This window comes from Acidovorax sp. 69 (assembly GCF_002797445.1).
In the GTDB taxonomy this organism is placed as follows: Bacteria; Pseudomonadota; Gammaproteobacteria; order Burkholderiales; family Burkholderiaceae_C; genus Acidovorax.
On the sequence record NZ_PGEP01000001.1, the window covers coordinates 4826681 to 4843524 of the forward strand.

The window sequence follows — 16844 nt, forward strand, 5'->3', positions numbered from 1 at the left end:
CGCGAGCGCAGTCTATTTTTGATGTTTTGCAGGGCGTGCGGGCCAATCTCCACATCCTGCGTCGCACGGAAGATTATCTGCAAGCCATTGCTGGCACAGATCTGCCAGATGACGTGGTCCTACAGGCCGAAGACGCCCTCAACTTCAACTCAGACTGATCCTCTCAGGCGTTCGGAACCACAGTTCGATCCTCCAGTCGAAAATCCGGGATGGCTTAGGGAGCCTGCTGTGACCTCGAAGTCACTGACCGCTCGCACCGAAAGCAGGCACTGCCTAGCCTATCTGTGAAAGTCAGCAACCAGCCTGAAGCAGCCATTCTCAAATACCTGCTTCGCCATGCGTGTCGCCCTACTTCCTCAGTGACTCAATTCACGCCATCGATTGCCAGTCAACTCACAGTAGTGACGTCCCGCCAAACGAAGACCTTGGCAGAGCTGAACTCCAGGGTTGCGTGATTCGCACCTGTTGGGCTGATGCAGTCCAGACCGCCGCCAGAAATCAGCGGCTACTCCGATGCCTCCTGTGTCTGTTCGGTCAAGCCTTGCCGCTTGCTAGCTTCTTCTTTCGCCTTCTTCCCTTGGTCGTGGTGCCACTTGATGGCGTAGAACATGCAGGTGCCGAACACGAGCACCTTGAAGGTGATGAAGACTATCGGGACCCAATCCATTTTGAGATGTTCCTGGCTGTTGGTTGGCACTGTCTGGGGTGAGGTGCACTGCCTCAAAACGCTGCGTCGGCAGCTTTATCGTGTTCAAGCCATTGTCGAATCGCACATCGACGGCACTGGGCAAATGGTCTGAAAACTTGGTGCGATGCTATCGGGCCTGCTGTGTGGGTGTAAGCATCAGTTTTGCTTAAATTTCCCGTAGCAGATGGAGATCGCTGTGCAAGGCTGCTGCCCGGAAAGCAGCTTGGTCGTTGGGGCGATGTGTGGCGCCAATGCACGGGCCATAGGGCGTGGCGAGTGCGTGGACGAACCGCAGGTTGCACTCCACACCGACCGGGCACACAAAAATGGCTTGCATGAGGCAACCCCATGCAAGCCTTTGATGAGGTGGCGAGCTACTCCCGGATGCTCAGAACGGCAACCCCACATAGTTCTCCGCCAGCGACCCCAGCGCCTTCTCCGACGAAAACAGATACGCCAGGTCCGTGTCCTGCAGCTTCTGGTCGTAGGCCAGCGACTCGGGGAAGGTGTGCAGCATGGTCGTCATCCACCACGAAAAGCGCTGGGCCTTCCACACGCGGGCCAGGGCTTTTTCGGAGTATTTGTCGAGACCCGAGCTGTCGCCATCCTTGTAGTGCGCCAGCATGGCGTGGTACAGGTAATAGATGTCGGATGCCGCGCTGTTCAGGCCCCGTGCGCCGGTGGGCGGCACGATGTGGGCGGCGTCGCCCGCCAGGAACAGGTTGCCGTAGCGCATGGGCTCGGCCACAAAAGAGCGCAGGGGGGCGATGGACTTTTCGATGGAGGCGCCCGTCACCAGTTGGTCGGCCACTTCCTTGGGCAGGCGACGTTTCAGTTCCGCCCAGAAGGCTTCGTCAGACCAGTCTTCCACGTTGTCGGTCAGCGGCACCTGGAGGTAGTAGCGGCTCAGCACCTGTGAGCGCAACGAGCACAGCGCAAAGCCGCGTTCGTGCTTGGCGTAAATCAGCTCGGGCGAGACGGGCTTGGTGCGCGACAGCACGCCCAGCCAGCCGAAGGGGTAGACCTTCTCGTATTCCTTGAGCACATCGCGCGGGATGGACTTGCGGCTGACGCCGTGGAAGCCGTCGGCACCGATCACGAAGTCGCAGTCGATGCGCACCACCTCGTCGCCATTGCGGTAGGTGACGTAAGGGTTGGCGCTTTTCAGGTCGTGGGGCTGCACGTCTTCGGCGTTGTGGATGACGATGCCCTTCATGCGGTCGCGCGCTTCGTACAGGTCGCGTGTCAGCTCGGTCTGGCCGTAGACCACCACCGAGCTGCCGCCGCTGTACTTGTGCAAATCGACCCGGTCCATTTGGCCGTCGTGGGCAATGATGAAGCCGTCGTGGATCTCGCCTTCGCGGTCCATGCGCTCGCCGCACTGGGCCTCGCGCATCAGCGCGGCAAAGCCGTGCTCCAGCACACCAGCGCGGATGCGGCCCAGCACGTATTCGCGGCTTTGGCGCTCCAGCACGACGGTGTCGATGCCCTTGAGGTGCAAGAGCTGAGAGAGCATCAGGCCGGAGGGCCCTCCGCCAATGATGCAAACCTGGGTTTTCATGGATGTCTCCTGTGTGTGATGGTTCATGACGTTGATCAAACCGGCGCACCAAAGATACGTGGCACAGTCGCTGTCTTGAATGGGCAGATTGATCCAGAACATGCACTTTTCGAACATCGATGGCATCCGGTCCTACAGCCTGTTTGGTGAGTCCAAGCACCTGCCCGACGTGCTGCACTGCGAGACAATTGCCGCGCGCTCGGTACTGCACGACTGGGAGCTGGCACCACACCGCCACACCCGGCTGCACCAGGTGCTGCTGATCACGTCGGGCGGTGGCGTAGCGCACCTCGATGGCGAGCAGCACCCCCTGAGCCCTGGCACGCTCATCAACGTGCCCGCCGGCCATGTCCATGCGTTTCGTTTTGCCGAACACACCCAGGGCTGGGTGGCAACGCTGGCCGACGAATTGATGGACGAGATCCTGGTGCACGTGGGCGATGTGCGGCGCGATCTGGCCCGCCCTGCCGTGGCCCCCTCCAGCCCCGACCTTCACCAGACCATGGCGCAGGTGTGGACCGAGTTCTCGAGCCGCGCCAAGGCGCGTGCGCTGGTGCTGCGGGGCTTGAGCGCCACGCTGCTGGGCTGGGTGGCACGGGCCATTGAGGACCACAGCCCCGACGACACCGCCGCCCCCGAATCCAGCCTAGTGCAGCGGCTGGAGGCGCTGATCGAAGCCCATTTTCTGGAACATTGGCAGGTGGCCGACTATGCGCGGGCGCTGGCCGTGTCGCCGACGCACCTGAGCCGCGTGGCGCGCACCACGACCGGCGTGTCGGCCCAGCGGCTGATCGAAGCACGCCTCATGCGCGAGGCGCGGCGCAACCTGGCCTACACCCACCTGGGCGTGGCCACCATTGCCTACACGCTGGGCTATGCCGACCCGGCGTACTTCACGCGCGCCTTCACGCGCGATGCGGGCCTGTCGCCGCGCAGCTTCCGAGCACAGGTGGCGGCGTCGGGGCCTGGCCGCAGCGCTTGACCCCGGTGACACCCTGCTGACACTCCGCTGTCAGCAGCCCCCGCACACCATCGAGGCTTCTTTCTTTCACCCACAAGGAGCCTCCCATGAAGAACGCCATCGCCTGGTTTGAAATCCCCACCACCCAGCTGGACCGCGCCCAGGCGTTTTATGAAGCCGTGCTGGGCCAGCCCATGCGCCGCGAAAACATGGGCCCCAGCGAAGGTGCCGTGTTTGCCTACGATCCCACTGCGGATGGCGCAGGGGGCGCATTGATGATGGGGCCGACTGCGCCCTCGCTGTCAGCAGGCGCTGGCACCCTCGTTTACCTGGATGCGTCGCCCTCGCTCGATGCTGCCCTGGAGCGCGCAGTGGCCCAGGGCGGCCGCGTGGCCCTGCCGCGCCAGGCACTGCCGCCGGGCATGGGTTTCTTCGCGCACATCCATGACCTGGACGGCAACCGCGTGGGCCTGCACGCACCGGCGGCCTGATCGGCACACCGCCCATCGGATTCCATGGCCCATCTACACCGCCTGATGACCCACGCACTGCTCCAGCCCGCCCTGTGGCCGGACGCCGAACCCGCGCCCTCTGCGGGGGGCTCCACCAAGGTGACCGCCACCACCGTGGCACGCCGCAACTGGGTTGCGGTGGCCAGCGCCCAGCACGCGCGCCGTGGCTGCGCAACACCCGACGCCGGCTACATGCAGGTGTGCCATGGCAAGGCCGCGCCGCTCAAGCGCATACAGGCAGGGGACCGGGTGGCCTATTACTCGCCCACGGTCACCATGGGTGGCAAAGACCGGCTGCAGACCTTTGTGTCTATCGGGCTTGTGCTGCCGGGCGCGCCCTATGCGTTTGACATGGGCGGCGGGTTTGTGCCGTTTCGCAAGGATGTGGCCTATGTGCCCGCGCGGGAGGCGCCGATTGCGCCGCTGCTGGATGACTTCGAGTTTGTGGACGACCGCCGCCATTGGGGCGGCAAGTTCCGCTTCGGGTTGTTCGCCGTCAGCGACCATGACATGCGCCTCATCGCGCAGGCGATGCAAGCGGACATGCAAATGCTGCATTTTTAATAGCAAAGCAGGCAATCACTACCTGCGCACCAGCCCCAAAGAGTCAAAAACCCGCTCTGCTGTTCCTCCCGGCTTGGGCGGGCGAGCGGTCAAGCAAGCAGGCAGGCAGAAGGCGCGACACGCACGCGTCAGCACACCGCCATCAAGGCGTCGACAATTTTTCGTTGGGCTGCGTCCAGGGCGGCATATCCCTCACGCAGCATGCGCAGCACGATTTCGTGGATTTCCAGTTCGCCAGCGGGCATGGTGATCTCCTTGAAAGACAGTGGGCGGCCACCGCAAGGCAGGCCGATGATCTGGGCGCATGCCACCAACCGGCAGGCGCCCGGGCCTGCCCCGCCATGGACCAAGCCCCGATGCCACTGTGCCTAGGTGGCTGTGCTGACAGTGGCGCGATGAAGGGGGGAGTTCGCGGCCTTTTTCGCGCGCCGCTCTGCAACCAATACGCCTAAGGAGCGGTGGCCCTGGGCACGTAGGCGTCGATGACCGGCGGCTCGCTGTCCCCCGCAGCGGTGCGGGCCAGCTTGAACCAGGTCCAGGTCTCTACATCGGGTGCGTCGTAGCTGCCGTAGGACTGCCCGCCCCACGAAAAATACGAGCCCTTGTTGCCCGTGCTGAGGGTGCGCTTGCCCACGGCCAGCCCGCCATCCTTGAGCAGCGCCAGCCTGAAACCCTGCAGCACGCCCGAGGCCCCAGGCTCGTTGCCTGACGGCGCGGTCTGCGGAACCAGGTCGAGCATGCCGGAGCTGCAGCGGGCCTGCGCGCCGCCGTAGGTGACCAGGCTCCACTGCCGGGTCAACGAGGTGCGCACGTTGCGCGCGCGGTTGATGGTGCGCGTGCGCAGGGTGGTTTCGCCGCGCTGCTGCTGTACCCAGACTTGCATCTCCGGCGAGCCGGTAAAAAACGGCAGGCTGCCCCGCGCGCCACCGGGCTCCACCGGTGGCCAGGCGTACACCCCTTGCAAGGACGGGCAGCCGAACCAGCTGCTCTGCGCGGCGCCAAACGCCGGGGGCGGCTTGGGCGAGCCCTGCACGTCCGGCCCGCAGGCCGCGAGGGCCAGGCAACACAAGGCCAGCGTGGCGGCCCCGCCTATGCGCTGCACGCGCCGGTGTGGGGTGCGCAAAGCGCTGTGCGATGGCAAGGGGGCGGCAGGTGTCATGGTGTCTGGGCGGTGGTGCAGCCCGATTGTCGGGCCGAACACTGCACCTGCGTCCGCTCCATTTTTGATAGCTGCTAGCGCATATTCCACTAGCGCCTCAGCACCAAAAGGCTCCAAAACCGTGTTGACGATCGCCCAGAGGGGGTCTGCGAGATCGTCAGCCTACGGATGTGCAGGCCCCGCCCGCACACGGGCCAGCGCCTCGGGCACATCGCGCCACGCCGGGCGGCCGGGGGCGTAGCGCTGGCGCATGTAGCCCGCCAGCTCGGTGATCTGCGCGTCGCTGAGCGCGTGGCCGAAGCCGGGCATGAAGCCGATGTCCCGCGCGGCGGGCTCTCGGATGCCGTGCACGATGACCTGCAGCAGGTTGTCGGGCCGGTCGCTGTGCAGGTTGCTGTTGAGCGCCAGGGGCACGTTCACGCCCAGCAGGCGCGGGCCGTCGCCGTCGTGGTGGCAGGCGGCACAGGCGCCATTGAACAGGCGCTGGGCCTGGCCGGGCTGTGGTGCCAGCGCGGCAGCAGTGGCCACGGCGGCTGCGGCTTTGACTTGCGCGTCAGCGGTGGGGTCGGTGGCGGTGAACGATGCGAGGTAGCTGGCCATGGCGCGGATGTCGTCGTCAGGCAGGTGCGCCAGTTCGCGCACCACCGGTGCCATGGGGCCCGAGGCGCTGCCGTGCTGCGGGCTGTGGCCCTCGCGCAGATAACGGTAGAGCGCGTCAGCGCTCCAGGGCACGGGCGCTTTGGACAGGCCGGTGAGCGCGGGCGCCTCCCAGCCATCAATCATGGCGCCCGACAAAAAGGCCGCCCCGCCCAACTCGGCCCCCAGCGCATTGCGCGGCGTGTGGCAGGCGCCGCAGTGGCCCACGCCCTGCACCAGGTAGGCGCCCCGGTTCCATTCGGGTGGGCGGGTCGGGTCGGGCTTGAACGGGGTCGCGTCGTGGAACAGCGCGTTCCAGCCCGCCATGAGAGGGCGCACGCTGAACGGGAAGGCCAGCTCGGTCTTGGGCACCTCGGCCCGCACGGCGGGCTGCGCCATCAGGTAGGCGTACAGCGCGGTCAGGTCGTCGTCGCTCATCTTGGCAAACGACGTGTAGGGGAACGCGGGGTAGAGGTGTTTTCCGTCGCGCGAAACGCCTTCGCGCAGGGCGCGCTGGAAGGCGCTGAACGACCACTGGCCGATGCCGGTCTCGGCGTCGGGCGTGAGATTGGTGGTGTAGACGGTGCCAAAGGGCGTGTCCATGGCGCGGCCACCCGTGTTGGGCGTGCCGCCCGGTGCGGTGTGGCACACCACGCAGTCGCCCGCCGCCGCCAGCAGCCGCCCGCGTTCGATGGTGGCGGCGTTGTAGACCGAGGCGCCCGTTGTTGTCTGCACCACCGGTGCGATGGAGGGGCGCCAACCCAGCAGCGCGGCCCCCATGGCCAGGCCCCCGGCGGCCAGGGCCAACGCACGCGCCCAGGGGGTGCGCTGGCGCGGCCAGGTGGCGCTGGCGGGCACGGCTGGCGCTGGCAGTTCCAGCGTCGGCAGCACTTCCGCGGGGTCTGCGGGTTGGCTCCCGCCCGCACCGGCATCGCCCGCGCTTCCTGCACCTGGCAGTGGGTTGAGCCCCGCACGCACCACCTCAGGGGTGAAAGGCGGCGCGCGAAACCGCACGCCCGTGGCATCGAAGATCGCGTTGGCAATCGCCGCTGTACCTGGCACCGACGATGACTCGCCCGAGCCCAGCGGGGCTTCGTCCTGCCGGGGCATGTGCAGGACCTCGATGACCGGCACGTCGCGAAAGCTCAGGATGGGGTAGCTGCCCCATTCGCAGTTGTCCACGGCCTGCTTGACCGGCTCGAATGTGACCTGTTCCTTGAGCGCGCGGCTGGTAGTCTGCAGCACGTTGCCGTGCACCTGCTGCTCCACGCCCGCCGGGTTGATCATGAGGCCCGCGTCGTGCCCCACGACCACACGGCGCACATGCACCTCACCGGTCTTCTTGTTGACCTCCACATCGGCCACCCAGGCCGCCCACGCGGCGCCGAAGCCCGGCCATTTGCTGTGGATGTAGCGCGCGTAGGCAAAACCCTGGCCCTGCACCCAGTCGCCATCTGCCTCGCCATCCAGCCCGCGCTGCTGCGGGCCGGTGCGGCGCAGCCAGCCCGCCTTCTCGGCCGTCGCCTGCACCAGCTCGGCCGCACGCGGGTCACTCAGCAGCTGCAGGCGGAAAGCGACCGGGTCCACACCGGCAGCAGTGGCCAGCTCGTCCACATACGACTCGTGTGCAAAGGAGTTGGGCAGCGCCGACACACCGCGCAGCCACGAGGCGCGCACGATGGGCGCCATGTCGTTGACGGCGACGCGCAGGTTGTCGTAGTCATACGGCGGGCGCGCCGTGCGGTCGCCCATCTCGTAGGCCTGGGCCACGGGTTCGATGGTGCGCGTGAGCAGCAAGGCCAGTGTGGGCGCGCCGTTGGAGGGGTACGAGGTTTCGAAGTCGTACGCCGCCACAGAGCCGTCGGCGTTGAGCCCGCCACGCACCTGCATGAGCTGCGCGGTGCCCTTGGGCTCCCACAGGTGCTCCTGCTCGCGCGTGAGTTGCACACGCACGGGGGCACCCACGGCGCGCGACAACAATGCGGCGTCGGCGGCCACATCGTCGGCGCCGTTGCGGCCGTAGCAGCCGGCAGCCTCCATGCGGATGAGGTCGATGTCCACATCGGCCAGGCCTGTCAGGCGGGCCAGGTCGGCGCGCAGCACGTGAGGGTTCTGCGTGCCTGCCCACACGGTCATGCGCGGTCGGCCTGCGCTGTCGTCGCTGTGCCAATCTGCCACCGCGCAGGACGGTCCGATGGATGCGTGCATCTGGTAGGGCCACACATAGGTGCGTGGCATGCGCTGATCGGCTGCAGCCAGGGCGGCGTCCACATCGCCTTCGTCCACCAGGCGGCGCAGCGTGGCGGGGTTGGCTCGGATGGCTTGCTCCAGCGCCTCGGTACTGTCCTGGCGCGGGAAGCCCGGCCAGTCCTTCCAGCGCACGGTCAGTTCGCGCAGGGCCTGTTCGGCCTGTTCCTCACGTTCGGCCACGATGCCCACGAAGTCGCGGATCACCACCACCGCGCGGATGCCGGGGATGTGGGCGATGGAGGACGCGTCCACCGCTTCGAGCGTGTTGCCGATGAAGTCGCCGTGGTCGGCGCCCGCATAGGGTGGCCGCACCACACGACCATGCAGCATGCCGGGCACGCGCATGTCGTGCACGAAGACCAGTTCACCACGCACCTTGGCCGGGATGTCCACGCGCGGGACCGACTGCCCGACCACGGTGTAGTCCGCCACGGGTTTGGTGGGCGTAGCGTCCGCCAGGTCCAGCACGGTGTGGGCGTTGCCAAGCAACGCGCCATAGGTCACCTGGCGTGAGGTATCGGAGGTGTCTTGCACCGCTCCCGCCTGTACATGCAGTGCAGCGGCGGCCACGCCCAGATGGTCTGCGGCCCGCGCCACCAGCCATTGGCGCGCTTGCGCCGCCGCCGTACGCAATGGTTTGGCATGGATCTGGATGGAGGCACTGGCAATGGTGGCGCCCTGGTTGGGTGCACGCGTGGTGTCACCCAGCACCATGTTCACCTGGACCATGGGCACATCGAGTTCTTCCGCCACGATCTGTGTCAATGCGGTGCGGATGCCGGTGCCCAGGTCCACATGGCCGTTGAGCGCGGTCACGCTGCCGTCGTCCCACACCGCCAGCAAAATCTCCACGCCCTCGGCAGGGTTGCCTGCCACCAGCGCGGGCTGGCCCTTGACCGGCGGCGGCGCGGGTGGGGGGTTGCGCACCACCAGCAGCACACCCTGGGCGGCATGGAAGTCGGCGCGTGTCAGCGCGGCGTGGGCACGCAAGGGCCGTGTGTTGCTCATACCTTGGCCTCACGCATCAGCACTGCAGCGCGCAACACGGCACGGATGATTTCGACATGGGTGCCACAACGGCACAGGTTGGCCGACAGCTCGCTGCGGATGGTGGCTTCATCGGGGTCAGGGTTTCGCTCCAGCAAGGCCACGGCCATCATCACCATGCCGTTCAGGCAGTAGCCACACTGCGCGGCCTGCTCCTCCACAAAGGCCTGCTGTACGGGGTGCAGCACAGCGCTGCCACGCCCACCGCCGCAGCGGGATGGCAGGCCTTCGAGCGTGGTGACTTGGCGCCCCGCCATGCCCTGGGCAGGAATCACGCAAGCCCGCGCGGCCACACCGTCCACCAGCACCGTGCAGGCGCCACACTGCCCCAGGCCACAACCGAACTTCGGGCCGTTGAGCGCCAGGTCATTGCGCAGCAAATGCAGCAAGGTGACCTGCGTGCCAGCGGCAGGCAGCGCGCAAGCCTGACCATTGACGACAGCAGAGTGATGCGGGGTGGGGGCGTTCATGTCTCTTGTGGGTGTCCTCAGCGCCGCAGGCTGCCGCTGCGCGTGTACATCTCCAGGTCCACGAAATTGGAACCGTTGTGGTTGTTCGCGCCGTATTGCAGCGGAAAATCACCGATCTTGGTCGTTCCCATGTCTTCCATGGCCTTGATGAACCCTTCACGGCTGAGGTTGCGCCCCGCGCGCTTGAGGCCTTCCACAAACACGCGCGCAGCGATGTAGCCCTCCAGCATGGTGTAGCTGTCGATTTTCTCGCCCGCATCGCTGCGATCCTTGCGGTAGTCCACGGCAATGGGCAGGCGGCTGGCTTGGGGCGATGGCACGATGCTGGCGGTCACCAATCCTTCGATCCCCCCGTTGAGGCGCTGCGCGGACCCCGGCGCATCGGTGATGCCGACCGAGATGGTGTACAGCGGCGCAGCGCTGCCACTGGCGCGGTAGTCGCGCAGGAACACCTCCACCATCTTGCCGGCCATGATCATCACCACGGCACCGGGCTGTGCCTTGGTGAGTGCTGCAGACTGTGCCTTGGCGTCGGTGGCAGCGATCTCCATGGGCACGGACTCCACCACCTTGACCTTCAGGCCCTGCGCAATCTGCAGGCAGGTATCGAGGTTGGACTTGCCAAACGCACTGTTCTGGTAAATGACCGCTATGTTTTGGATGCCCAGGGTGGCCAGATGTCCCACGATCTTGCGCAGCTCGGTTTCGTAGCTCGCGCGCACATGGAACAGGAAATGGTTGTGGGTGGTGCGAAACGATGTCGTACCCACCAGCGGCGCAAACATCGGCACCCCGGCCTTTTCGGCGATGGGCATGGCGGCGATCAGGTTGCCCGTGGCGACATAGCCAATGAGGGCGAACACCTTGTCTTCCTCAATGAGGCGCGTGGTGTTCTCGGCGGTTTTCTTGGGCTCGTAGGCGTCATCGTGCGAGACAAGCTCCAGCGTACGTCCCAACACGCCACCGGTCTTGTTGACCTTGTCGAACACCAGCGTGATGCCGGCCTTGTAGTCCACCCCGAAATCCTTGGCGGGCCCGGTGAAAACGGCCGACTGCCCCACCTTGATGCGGGTGTCGGTCACCCCGGTCTCTGCGGCTGCAGGCCAAGCCGCCGCCAGAGCTGCAGCCGCCAATGTCGTCAGCATCTTCCGGCGGCCCATGCCACCTTCCTCCATCCCACGAAATTTCATGAAACGCTCCTTACATCAAATGCGCAAGTTTCCCTGCAAGCGGAGCGGGTAGGCAACCATTTCTGCGGGGTGTTGTGAATCTGTCAAACCCTGGTGCCGAAGCACCAGAGCGGTGCGCCGTCAGGCAACATCCATGTCGCTGGACTGGATGCGTTTGACGCCTCTGGCCTTCATGTTTTTCCAGGCGGCGTCGAGCGATCCGTTGAGATCGATGGCGCGGCAGGCATCTTCGACCACGTAGGTTTCAAAGCCCAGGCGTTTAGCATCCAGCGCCGTCCAGGCCACGCAGAAATCGGTGGCCAGCCCGGTGACGAACACGGTCTTGATACCGCGCTGTTTGAGGTAGCCCGCCAGGCCCGTGGAGGTCTTGCGGTCGGCCTCTTCAAACGCCGAATAGCTGTCGACATGCTGATGAAATCCCTTGCGCAAGATCACCTGGGCGGTGGGCAATTTGAGATCCTTGTGCAGGGCGGCATCCTCGGTGCCCTGCACGCAGTGGTCGGGCCAAAGCACCTGCTGACCGTAGCTGAGCTTGGCCGTTTCAAACGGCTTCTTGCCCGCGTGGGTGCTGGCAAAGGAGGCGTGGCCCTGGGTGTGCCAGTCCTGCGTGATCACCACGTTCTCGAACGCCGTGGCAATGCGGTTGATGATGGGCACGACCTCTTCACCCTTGGCCACGGGCAAGGTTCCACCGGGGATAAAACAGTTCTGCACATCCACCACGATGAGCGCAGCCCGCTCACCCGGCTTGATCTTTGCTGCCGCCCATGCAGCAGGAAAACTGGCACCGACACTGGCGAGCGAAAAGGCAGCCGACTGAAGAAGAAAGCGACGACGTTGGGCAAGTTGCATGGTGAACACTCCGGTTGGGAACGCACTGACACATCGGCCATGGCCCGATAAGGCCTTGGCCGGGGAACTTCTTCACACGCTGAGGTAGGCGCGGCGCACCTCTTCATTCGCCGACAGTTCGGCCATCGTGGCCTGGTAGCGGATCTGGCCCTTTTCGAGCACATAGGCGCGGTCGGACACCAGCTCGGCAAAGTGCATGTTCTGCTCGGACAACAGAATGCTCACGCCCTGCTCTTTCAGCTCCAGAATCATGTGGGCCATCTGCTCGACGATCACGGGGGCCACGCCTTCAGAAGGCTCATCGAGCAACACCAGGTAAGGGTTGCCCATGAGGGTGCGGGCCACGGTCAGCATCTGCTGCTCGCCCCCGCTCATGCGGCCACCGGGGCGCTGGGGCATCTCGCCCAGGTTGGGGAAGAGCTTGAAAAGGCGCTCAGGTGTCCACAGCGGCGCCGCCGTGCCATCGGGCCAGCGGCGCTCAGGCTGGCGGCCCACTTCGAGGTTCTCCATCACCGTGAGGTCGGTGAACACGCGGCGGTCTTCGGGCACAAAGCCCAGGCCCAGGCGCGCGGCATCGTGCGGATCGGTCTTGGACAGGTCTTTGCCCATGAACGCAATGGTGCCCTTGCGCTTGGCGAGCATGCCCATCAGTGTCTTGAGCGTGGTGGATTTACCCGCGCCGTTGCGCCCCATCAGTGCCACAACTTCGCCCCGGCGCACCTCCAGGTCCACGTCATACAGGATCTGCGCCGCACCGTACCAGGCCTGCAACCCCTTGGCCTGCAGCAGCACCTCTTTGGATTCACTCGTCATGGTCATGCGGTCTCCGCAGCGGCGGCGGACGCCGCTGTTTTCTTCTCAAAGGTCTTGCCGGTGCCGAAGTAAACCTCCTGCACCTTGGGATGATCGCGCAGCTCCAGTGGCTTGCCTTCCGCAATGAGGCGCCCGCGCGCCAGCACGATCATGCGGTCGGCATAGGCAAACACCACGTCCATGCTGTGCTCGGTGAACAGCACGGCCATGCCCCGGTCGATCACGAGCTGCTTGGTGAGCGCCATGAGTTCGTTGCGCTCCTTGGGCGCCATGCCGGCGGTGGGCTCGTCCATGAGCAGCAGCTTGGGACTGTTGGCCATGGCGATGGCCAACTCCACACGCTTCACATCGCCATAGGCCAACACGCTGCAAGGGCGATCGGCCTGGGCTTTCATGCCCACCTGGTCCAGCAGCGCCAGGGCTTCATCACGCTTGTGGTCGGCCGCCTTGCGCCACATCGCAAACAGGCGGTTGTCGTTGGAGATCAGCGCCATTTGCACGTTCTCCACCACCGTGAGCGAGGCAAAGGTTTCGGCAATCTGGAACGTGCGGCCCACGCCCATGCGCCAGATGTCGCGCGGCTTGCGACCCACCAGCTCCTGACCGTTGAGCTGGATCGATCCCACATCGGCGGGCAACTGGCCGTTGACCATGTTGAAGGTCGTGGACTTTCCCGCGCCATTGGGGCCAATCAGGGCCAGCAGCTCGCCGGCCGCCAAATCGAAGTGGATGCCATCCACGGCCTTGACGCCGCCAAAGGATTTACCCAGGCCAGTGACTTTGAGGAGGCTCATGCCTGGCCTCCCTTCGTGTTCTTGGCTTCGCGCTGGTTGTCAAAGAGCTGCTTGATGGCGCCTGCAATGCCCTGTGGGAACAGCAGCACCAAAATCAGAATGATGGCGCCCAGCATGGCGCGCCAGTAGTCGGTGTTGCGTGCGACGGTGTCGTGCAACCAGGTGAAGGTGACGGCACCCACCACCGGGCCAGCCAGCGTCTGTATGCCGCCCAGCAGCACCATGACCAGGCCGTCCACCGAGCGGCCCACATGCAAGGTTTCGGGCGAGATGCTGCCTTTGGAGAACGCAAACAACGCGCCTCCCAGCCCTGCAAACAACCCGGCAATCACAAACGCGGTCCACTGCATGCGCTTCACGTCAATGCCGATGGCATCGGCGCGCAGCACCGAGTCACGCCCGGCCCGCAACGCGTACCCAAACGGCGAGAACAGCACGCGACGCAGAAGCAGCACGGCGCCCACCACGAGTGCCAGCGTGAGGTAGTAGTAATTGCGCTTGTCCGACAGCCACTCGGCGGGCCACACGCCTGTGAGGCCATTGCTGCCGCCCGTGAAGCCATCCCACTGGTAACAGATGGCCCAGGTGATCTGCGCAAAGGCCAAGGTCAGCATGGCCAGGTACACACCCGAAAGACGCACGCAAAACCAGCCGTAGAGCAACGCACCGGCGGCCGCTGCGAGCGGTGCCAGAACCAGCGCCAGTTCCATGGGTATGCCAGCAGAGCGCACGAGCAATGCCGCCGCATAGGCGCCCAGGCCAAAGTACGCGGCATGGCCGAAAGAGTGCATGCCCGCCGGGCCCATGATGAAGTGCAGGCTGGCCGCAAACAGCGCGGCGATCAGCAGGTCAATCATCAACACCGTGAGATACGGCGAGCCTGTGGTGAGCAGCGGCAGCAGCACCAAGGCAGCGACCAGCGCAGCCCCGCCGATTTTGAACCAGCGTTCAGGTTCGCGCAGCGGCGCTTCGGGCAGACCCGTGTTGCGGCTGGTGCTCTGCGGCCTGCCCATCAGCCCCCAGGGGCGCACCACCAGCACCACGGCCATTACGAGAAATTCCACCACCAGCGTGAGCTTGGAGAACGAGACGCTGTAGCCAAAAATCTCCACCACACCAAGCCAGATGCACACGGCCTTGATCTCGGCAATGAGCAAGGCGGCCACATACGCGCCCGGGATGGAGCCCATACCGCCCACCACCACCACCACGAACGCTGCGCCGATGGTGTTGAGATCCATCTCCAGCGTGGCGGGCTCCCGTGGAAGCTGCAACGCGCCGCCCAGACCCGCCAGAAGGGCACCGAGAGCGAACACCGCCGTGAAGAGCCATGCCTGGTTCACGCCCAGCGCACTCACCATTTCGCGGTCTTGCGTGGCGGCGCGCACCAGCGTGCCCCAGCGCGTGCGGGTGAGCAGCAGCCACAAGAGGCCCAGCACCACCGGCCCGACAACGATCAAAAACAGGTCGTAGGACGGGAATTGCCGCCCCAGGATATTGACGGAGCCAGAGAGCCCCGGCGCACGCGGGCCGAGCAGCTCTTCAGGGCCCCAGAACCACAGCGCGGCGTCCTTGATGACCAGCACCAGCGCAAAGGTGGCCAGCAGCTGGAACAACTCAGGTGCCTTGTAGATGCGGCGCAGCAGCACCACTTCCACCAAAGCCCCCAACGCCCCCACCACCACGGCCGCCAACAGCAACGCGGGCCAGAAGCCCAGGCCCGTGCCCAGCTTGGCCACCAGCGAATAGGCGACGTAGATGCCCACCATGAAGAACGAGCCATGCGCAAAGTTCACGATGCGCGTGACGCCGAAGATCAGCGAGAGCCCGGCCCCCACCAGGAACAGCGAGGAAGCCCCCGCCAGTCCGTTGAGCAGCTGAACGATAAAACTCGAAAAACCCATCTCTGGTCTCCACGGCACGAACTACGCACCGCCCACAAGCATTGATACTGACGCGACCTCAGCGAGGGCCGCCACGCAAGGGCCGCCCCGCCGCGCTGGCGGCGTACCCCTGCTCTCGCCACGCGCAGCGTGGCGGGCAGGGGGGAAGGCCCGCAGGGCCTCAGGGGGGGTCACTTATTCAGGACGCATCTTCTTGACGTCGTCGTTCGAAGGCTGGACCTTGGCGCCATCCACATAGCGGTAGTTCACCATCACGCCCTTGCCGCCCTCATTTTTGGTGCGCCCCACATAACCGCCCATGGTGGACTGGTTGTCTTCGGGACGGTAAGTGATGGTGCCAAACGGTGTGGGCACTTGCAGGCCCTTGAAGGCGACGACCAGCTTCTCGGTATCGGTGGAGCCGGCCTTCTTCATACCCTCTGACAGGGACTTGATGGCGCTGTAACCCACGATGGAGCCCAGGCGCGGATAGTCATTGAACTTGGCCTGATAAGCGGCCTGAAAAGCCTTGTGCTCAGGCGTCTGGATGCCGTACCAAGGGTAGCCTGTGACGATCCAGCCGTTGGGCGCTTCATCCTTGAGCGGGTCCATGTACTCGGGCTCGCCGGTCAGCAAGCTGACCACTTCACGGCCCTGGAACAGGCCCCGGGTGTTGCCTTCGCGTACGAACTTGGAGAGGTCGGCACCGAACAGCACATTGAAGATCGCATCGGGTTTGGCGTCGGCCAAGGCTTGCACCACGCTGCCCGAATCGACCTTGCCCAGCGGCGGCGCCTGCTCGGCCACAAACTCCACATCGGGCTGCGCGGCCTTGAGCAATTGCTTGAACGTGGCCACCGCCGACTGGCCGTATTCGTAATTGGGGTACACCAGGGCCCAGCGTTTTTTCTTGAGCGCTACGGCCTCGGGCACCATCATCGACACCTGCATGTAGGTGGAAGGGCGCAGGCGGTAGGTATAGCGGTTGCCGTTCTGCCAGACGATCTTGTCGGTCAGTGGTTCGCCCGCCAGGAAGAAGAATTTCTTTTGCTTGGCGAAGTCGGTCAATGCCAGTCCGATGTGCGAGAGGAACGAGCCCGTGAGCACATCGACCTTCTCGCGCGAAACCAGTTCTTCGGCAGCGCGCACGGCATCGCCTGGGTTCGCGTTGTCATCGCGAATGATGAGCTGGACCTTCTTGCCCAGCACCCCGCCCGAGGCGTTGATCTCATCGACCGCCAGCTCCATGCCTTTCTTGTAGGGCTCCAGAAAGGCAGGTTGTGCCTTGTAGCTATTGATCTCGCCAATCTTGATGACATCCTGGGCGTACACCACAGGGGCCAGCGTGAGGGCCAGCGCGGCAGCGGCCGTGGCACGCATGAGGTTTCGTCGCATCGTCATGGGGAAACTCCTGAAAGGTGGGGTTGGGAGGGGAGATCGTTGAGGGGTGGGTGATGGTAGTGC

14 protein-coding genes are annotated in these 16844 nt (G+C 65.1%); 3 read left to right on the plus strand and 11 right to left on the minus strand.

The annotated features are described in order from the left end of the window. Positions 1-505 precede the first annotated feature (505 nt). Both CLU85_RS23185 and pobA read right to left on the minus strand, forming a co-directional pair. Positions 506-667 carry a hypothetical protein gene (locus CLU85_RS23185; RefSeq protein WP_198509231.1) on the minus strand — a complete coding sequence of 54 codons (162 nt, stop codon included), beginning with the start codon at positions 665-667 and terminating at the stop codon, positions 506-508. Between the two features lie 409 nt (positions 668-1076). Continuing rightward, positions 1077-2249, minus strand: coding sequence for a 4-hydroxybenzoate 3-monooxygenase (gene pobA, locus CLU85_RS22230; RefSeq protein ID WP_100412706.1), 1173 nt, complete (start codon positions 2247-2249; stop codon positions 1077-1079). A gap of 100 nt (positions 2250-2349) precedes the next feature. On the opposite strand from pobA, the gene CLU85_RS22235 reads away from it, so the two are divergent. From CLU85_RS22235 to CLU85_RS22245, 3 genes are all read left to right on the plus strand, one after another. Further along, positions 2350-3231, plus strand: coding sequence for a helix-turn-helix domain-containing protein (locus CLU85_RS22235; RefSeq protein WP_100412173.1), 882 nt, complete (start codon positions 2350-2352; stop codon positions 3229-3231). Between the two features lie 86 nt (positions 3232-3317). Further along, positions 3318-3701 (plus strand): VOC family protein, encoded by a 384-nt coding sequence (locus CLU85_RS22240; protein ID WP_100412174.1) that lies wholly within the window; start codon positions 3318-3320, stop codon positions 3699-3701. 135 nt (positions 3702-3836) lie between these two features. Continuing rightward, positions 3837-4286, plus strand: a complete 450-nt coding sequence (locus CLU85_RS22245; RefSeq protein WP_100412707.1) for an EVE domain-containing protein — start codon at positions 3837-3839, stop codon at positions 4284-4286. 448 nt (positions 4287-4734) lie between these two features. On the opposite strand, the gene CLU85_RS22255 is transcribed toward CLU85_RS22245, so the two are convergent. From CLU85_RS22255 to CLU85_RS22295, 9 genes are all read right to left on the minus strand, one after another. Next, a complete protein-coding gene (locus tag CLU85_RS22255; protein ID WP_232727901.1) occupies positions 4735-5445 on the minus strand; it encodes a hypothetical protein in 711 nt (236 codons plus the stop codon). A gap of 162 nt (positions 5446-5607) precedes the next feature. Next, entirely contained in the window at positions 5608-9339 is a 3732-nt protein-coding gene (locus tag CLU85_RS22260; protein ID WP_100412177.1) for a molybdopterin cofactor-binding domain-containing protein, read from the minus strand. Then, positions 9336-9848 (minus strand): (2Fe-2S)-binding protein, encoded by a 513-nt coding sequence (locus CLU85_RS22265; protein ID WP_100412178.1) that lies wholly within the window; start codon positions 9846-9848, stop codon positions 9336-9338. The genes CLU85_RS22260 and CLU85_RS22265 overlap by 4 nt, the downstream gene beginning before the upstream one ends. A gap of 17 nt (positions 9849-9865) precedes the next feature. After that, positions 9866-11038, minus strand: coding sequence for an ABC transporter substrate-binding protein (locus CLU85_RS22270; RefSeq protein WP_198509232.1), 1173 nt, complete (start codon positions 11036-11038; stop codon positions 9866-9868). A gap of 120 nt (positions 11039-11158) precedes the next feature. After that, the gene (gene pncA / locus CLU85_RS22275) at positions 11159-11890 is read right to left on the minus strand and encodes a bifunctional nicotinamidase/pyrazinamidase (RefSeq protein ID WP_100412179.1); all 732 of its coding nucleotides are present in this window, start codon (positions 11888-11890) and stop codon (positions 11159-11161) included. Between the two features lie 72 nt (positions 11891-11962). Next, positions 11963-12709 carry an ABC transporter ATP-binding protein gene (locus CLU85_RS22280; RefSeq protein WP_100412180.1) on the minus strand — a complete coding sequence of 249 codons (747 nt, stop codon included), beginning with the start codon at positions 12707-12709 and terminating at the stop codon, positions 11963-11965. After that, positions 12706-13497, minus strand: a complete 792-nt coding sequence (locus CLU85_RS22285; RefSeq protein WP_100412181.1) for an ABC transporter ATP-binding protein — start codon at positions 13495-13497, stop codon at positions 12706-12708. Before CLU85_RS22285 ends, CLU85_RS22280 begins: the two co-directional genes overlap by 4 nt. Next, the gene (locus tag CLU85_RS22290) at positions 13494-15401 is read right to left on the minus strand and encodes an ABC transporter permease (protein ID WP_100412182.1); all 1908 of its coding nucleotides are present in this window, start codon (positions 15399-15401) and stop codon (positions 13494-13496) included. Before CLU85_RS22290 ends, CLU85_RS22285 begins: the two co-directional genes overlap by 4 nt. A 174-nt stretch (positions 15402-15575) precedes the next feature. After that, positions 15576-16781: an ABC transporter substrate-binding protein gene (locus tag CLU85_RS22295; protein WP_100412183.1), complete on the minus strand. Its 1206-nt coding sequence runs from the start codon at positions 16779-16781 to the stop codon at positions 15576-15578. Positions 16782-16844: the final 63 nt, after the last annotated feature.

What these genes read in the sequence shown, in the direction of transcription:
- CLU85_RS23185 (WP_198509231.1), bottom strand. Translation starts at nt 667, where the DNA reads ATGGATTGGGTCCCGATAGTCTTCATCACCTTCAAGGTGCTCGTGTTC.
- pobA (WP_100412706.1), bottom strand. Translation starts at nt 2,249, where the DNA reads ATGAAAACCCAGGTTTGCATCATTGGCGGAGGGCCCTCCGGCCTGATG.
- CLU85_RS22235 (WP_100412173.1), top strand. Translation starts at nt 2,350, where the DNA reads ATGCACTTTTCGAACATCGATGGCATCCGGTCCTACAGCCTGTTTGGT.
- CLU85_RS22240 (WP_100412174.1), top strand. Translation starts at nt 3,318, where the DNA reads ATGAAGAACGCCATCGCCTGGTTTGAAATCCCCACCACCCAGCTGGAC.
- CLU85_RS22255 (WP_232727901.1), bottom strand. Translation starts at nt 5,445, where the DNA reads ATGACACCTGCCGCCCCCTTGCCATCGCACAGCGCTTTGCGCACCCCA.
- CLU85_RS22260 (WP_100412177.1), bottom strand. Translation starts at nt 9,339, where the DNA reads ATGAGCAACACACGGCCCTTGCGTGCCCACGCCGCGCTGACACGCGCC.
- CLU85_RS22265 (WP_100412178.1), bottom strand. Translation starts at nt 9,848, where the DNA reads ATGAACGCCCCCACCCCGCATCACTCTGCTGTCGTCAATGGTCAGGCT.
- CLU85_RS22270 (WP_198509232.1), bottom strand. Translation starts at nt 11,038, where the DNA reads ATGAAATTTCGTGGGATGGAGGAAGGTGGCATGGGCCGCCGGAAGATG.
- pncA (WP_100412179.1), bottom strand. Translation starts at nt 11,890, where the DNA reads ATGCAACTTGCCCAACGTCGTCGCTTTCTTCTTCAGTCGGCTGCCTTT.
- CLU85_RS22280 (WP_100412180.1), bottom strand. Translation starts at nt 12,709, where the DNA reads ATGACCATGACGAGTGAATCCAAAGAGGTGCTGCTGCAGGCCAAGGGG.
- CLU85_RS22285 (WP_100412181.1), bottom strand. Translation starts at nt 13,497, where the DNA reads ATGAGCCTCCTCAAAGTCACTGGCCTGGGTAAATCCTTTGGCGGCGTC.
- CLU85_RS22290 (WP_100412182.1), bottom strand. Translation starts at nt 15,401, where the DNA reads ATGGGTTTTTCGAGTTTTATCGTTCAGCTGCTCAACGGACTGGCGGGG.
- CLU85_RS22295 (WP_100412183.1), bottom strand. Translation starts at nt 16,781, where the DNA reads ATGACGATGCGACGAAACCTCATGCGTGCCACGGCCGCTGCCGCGCTG.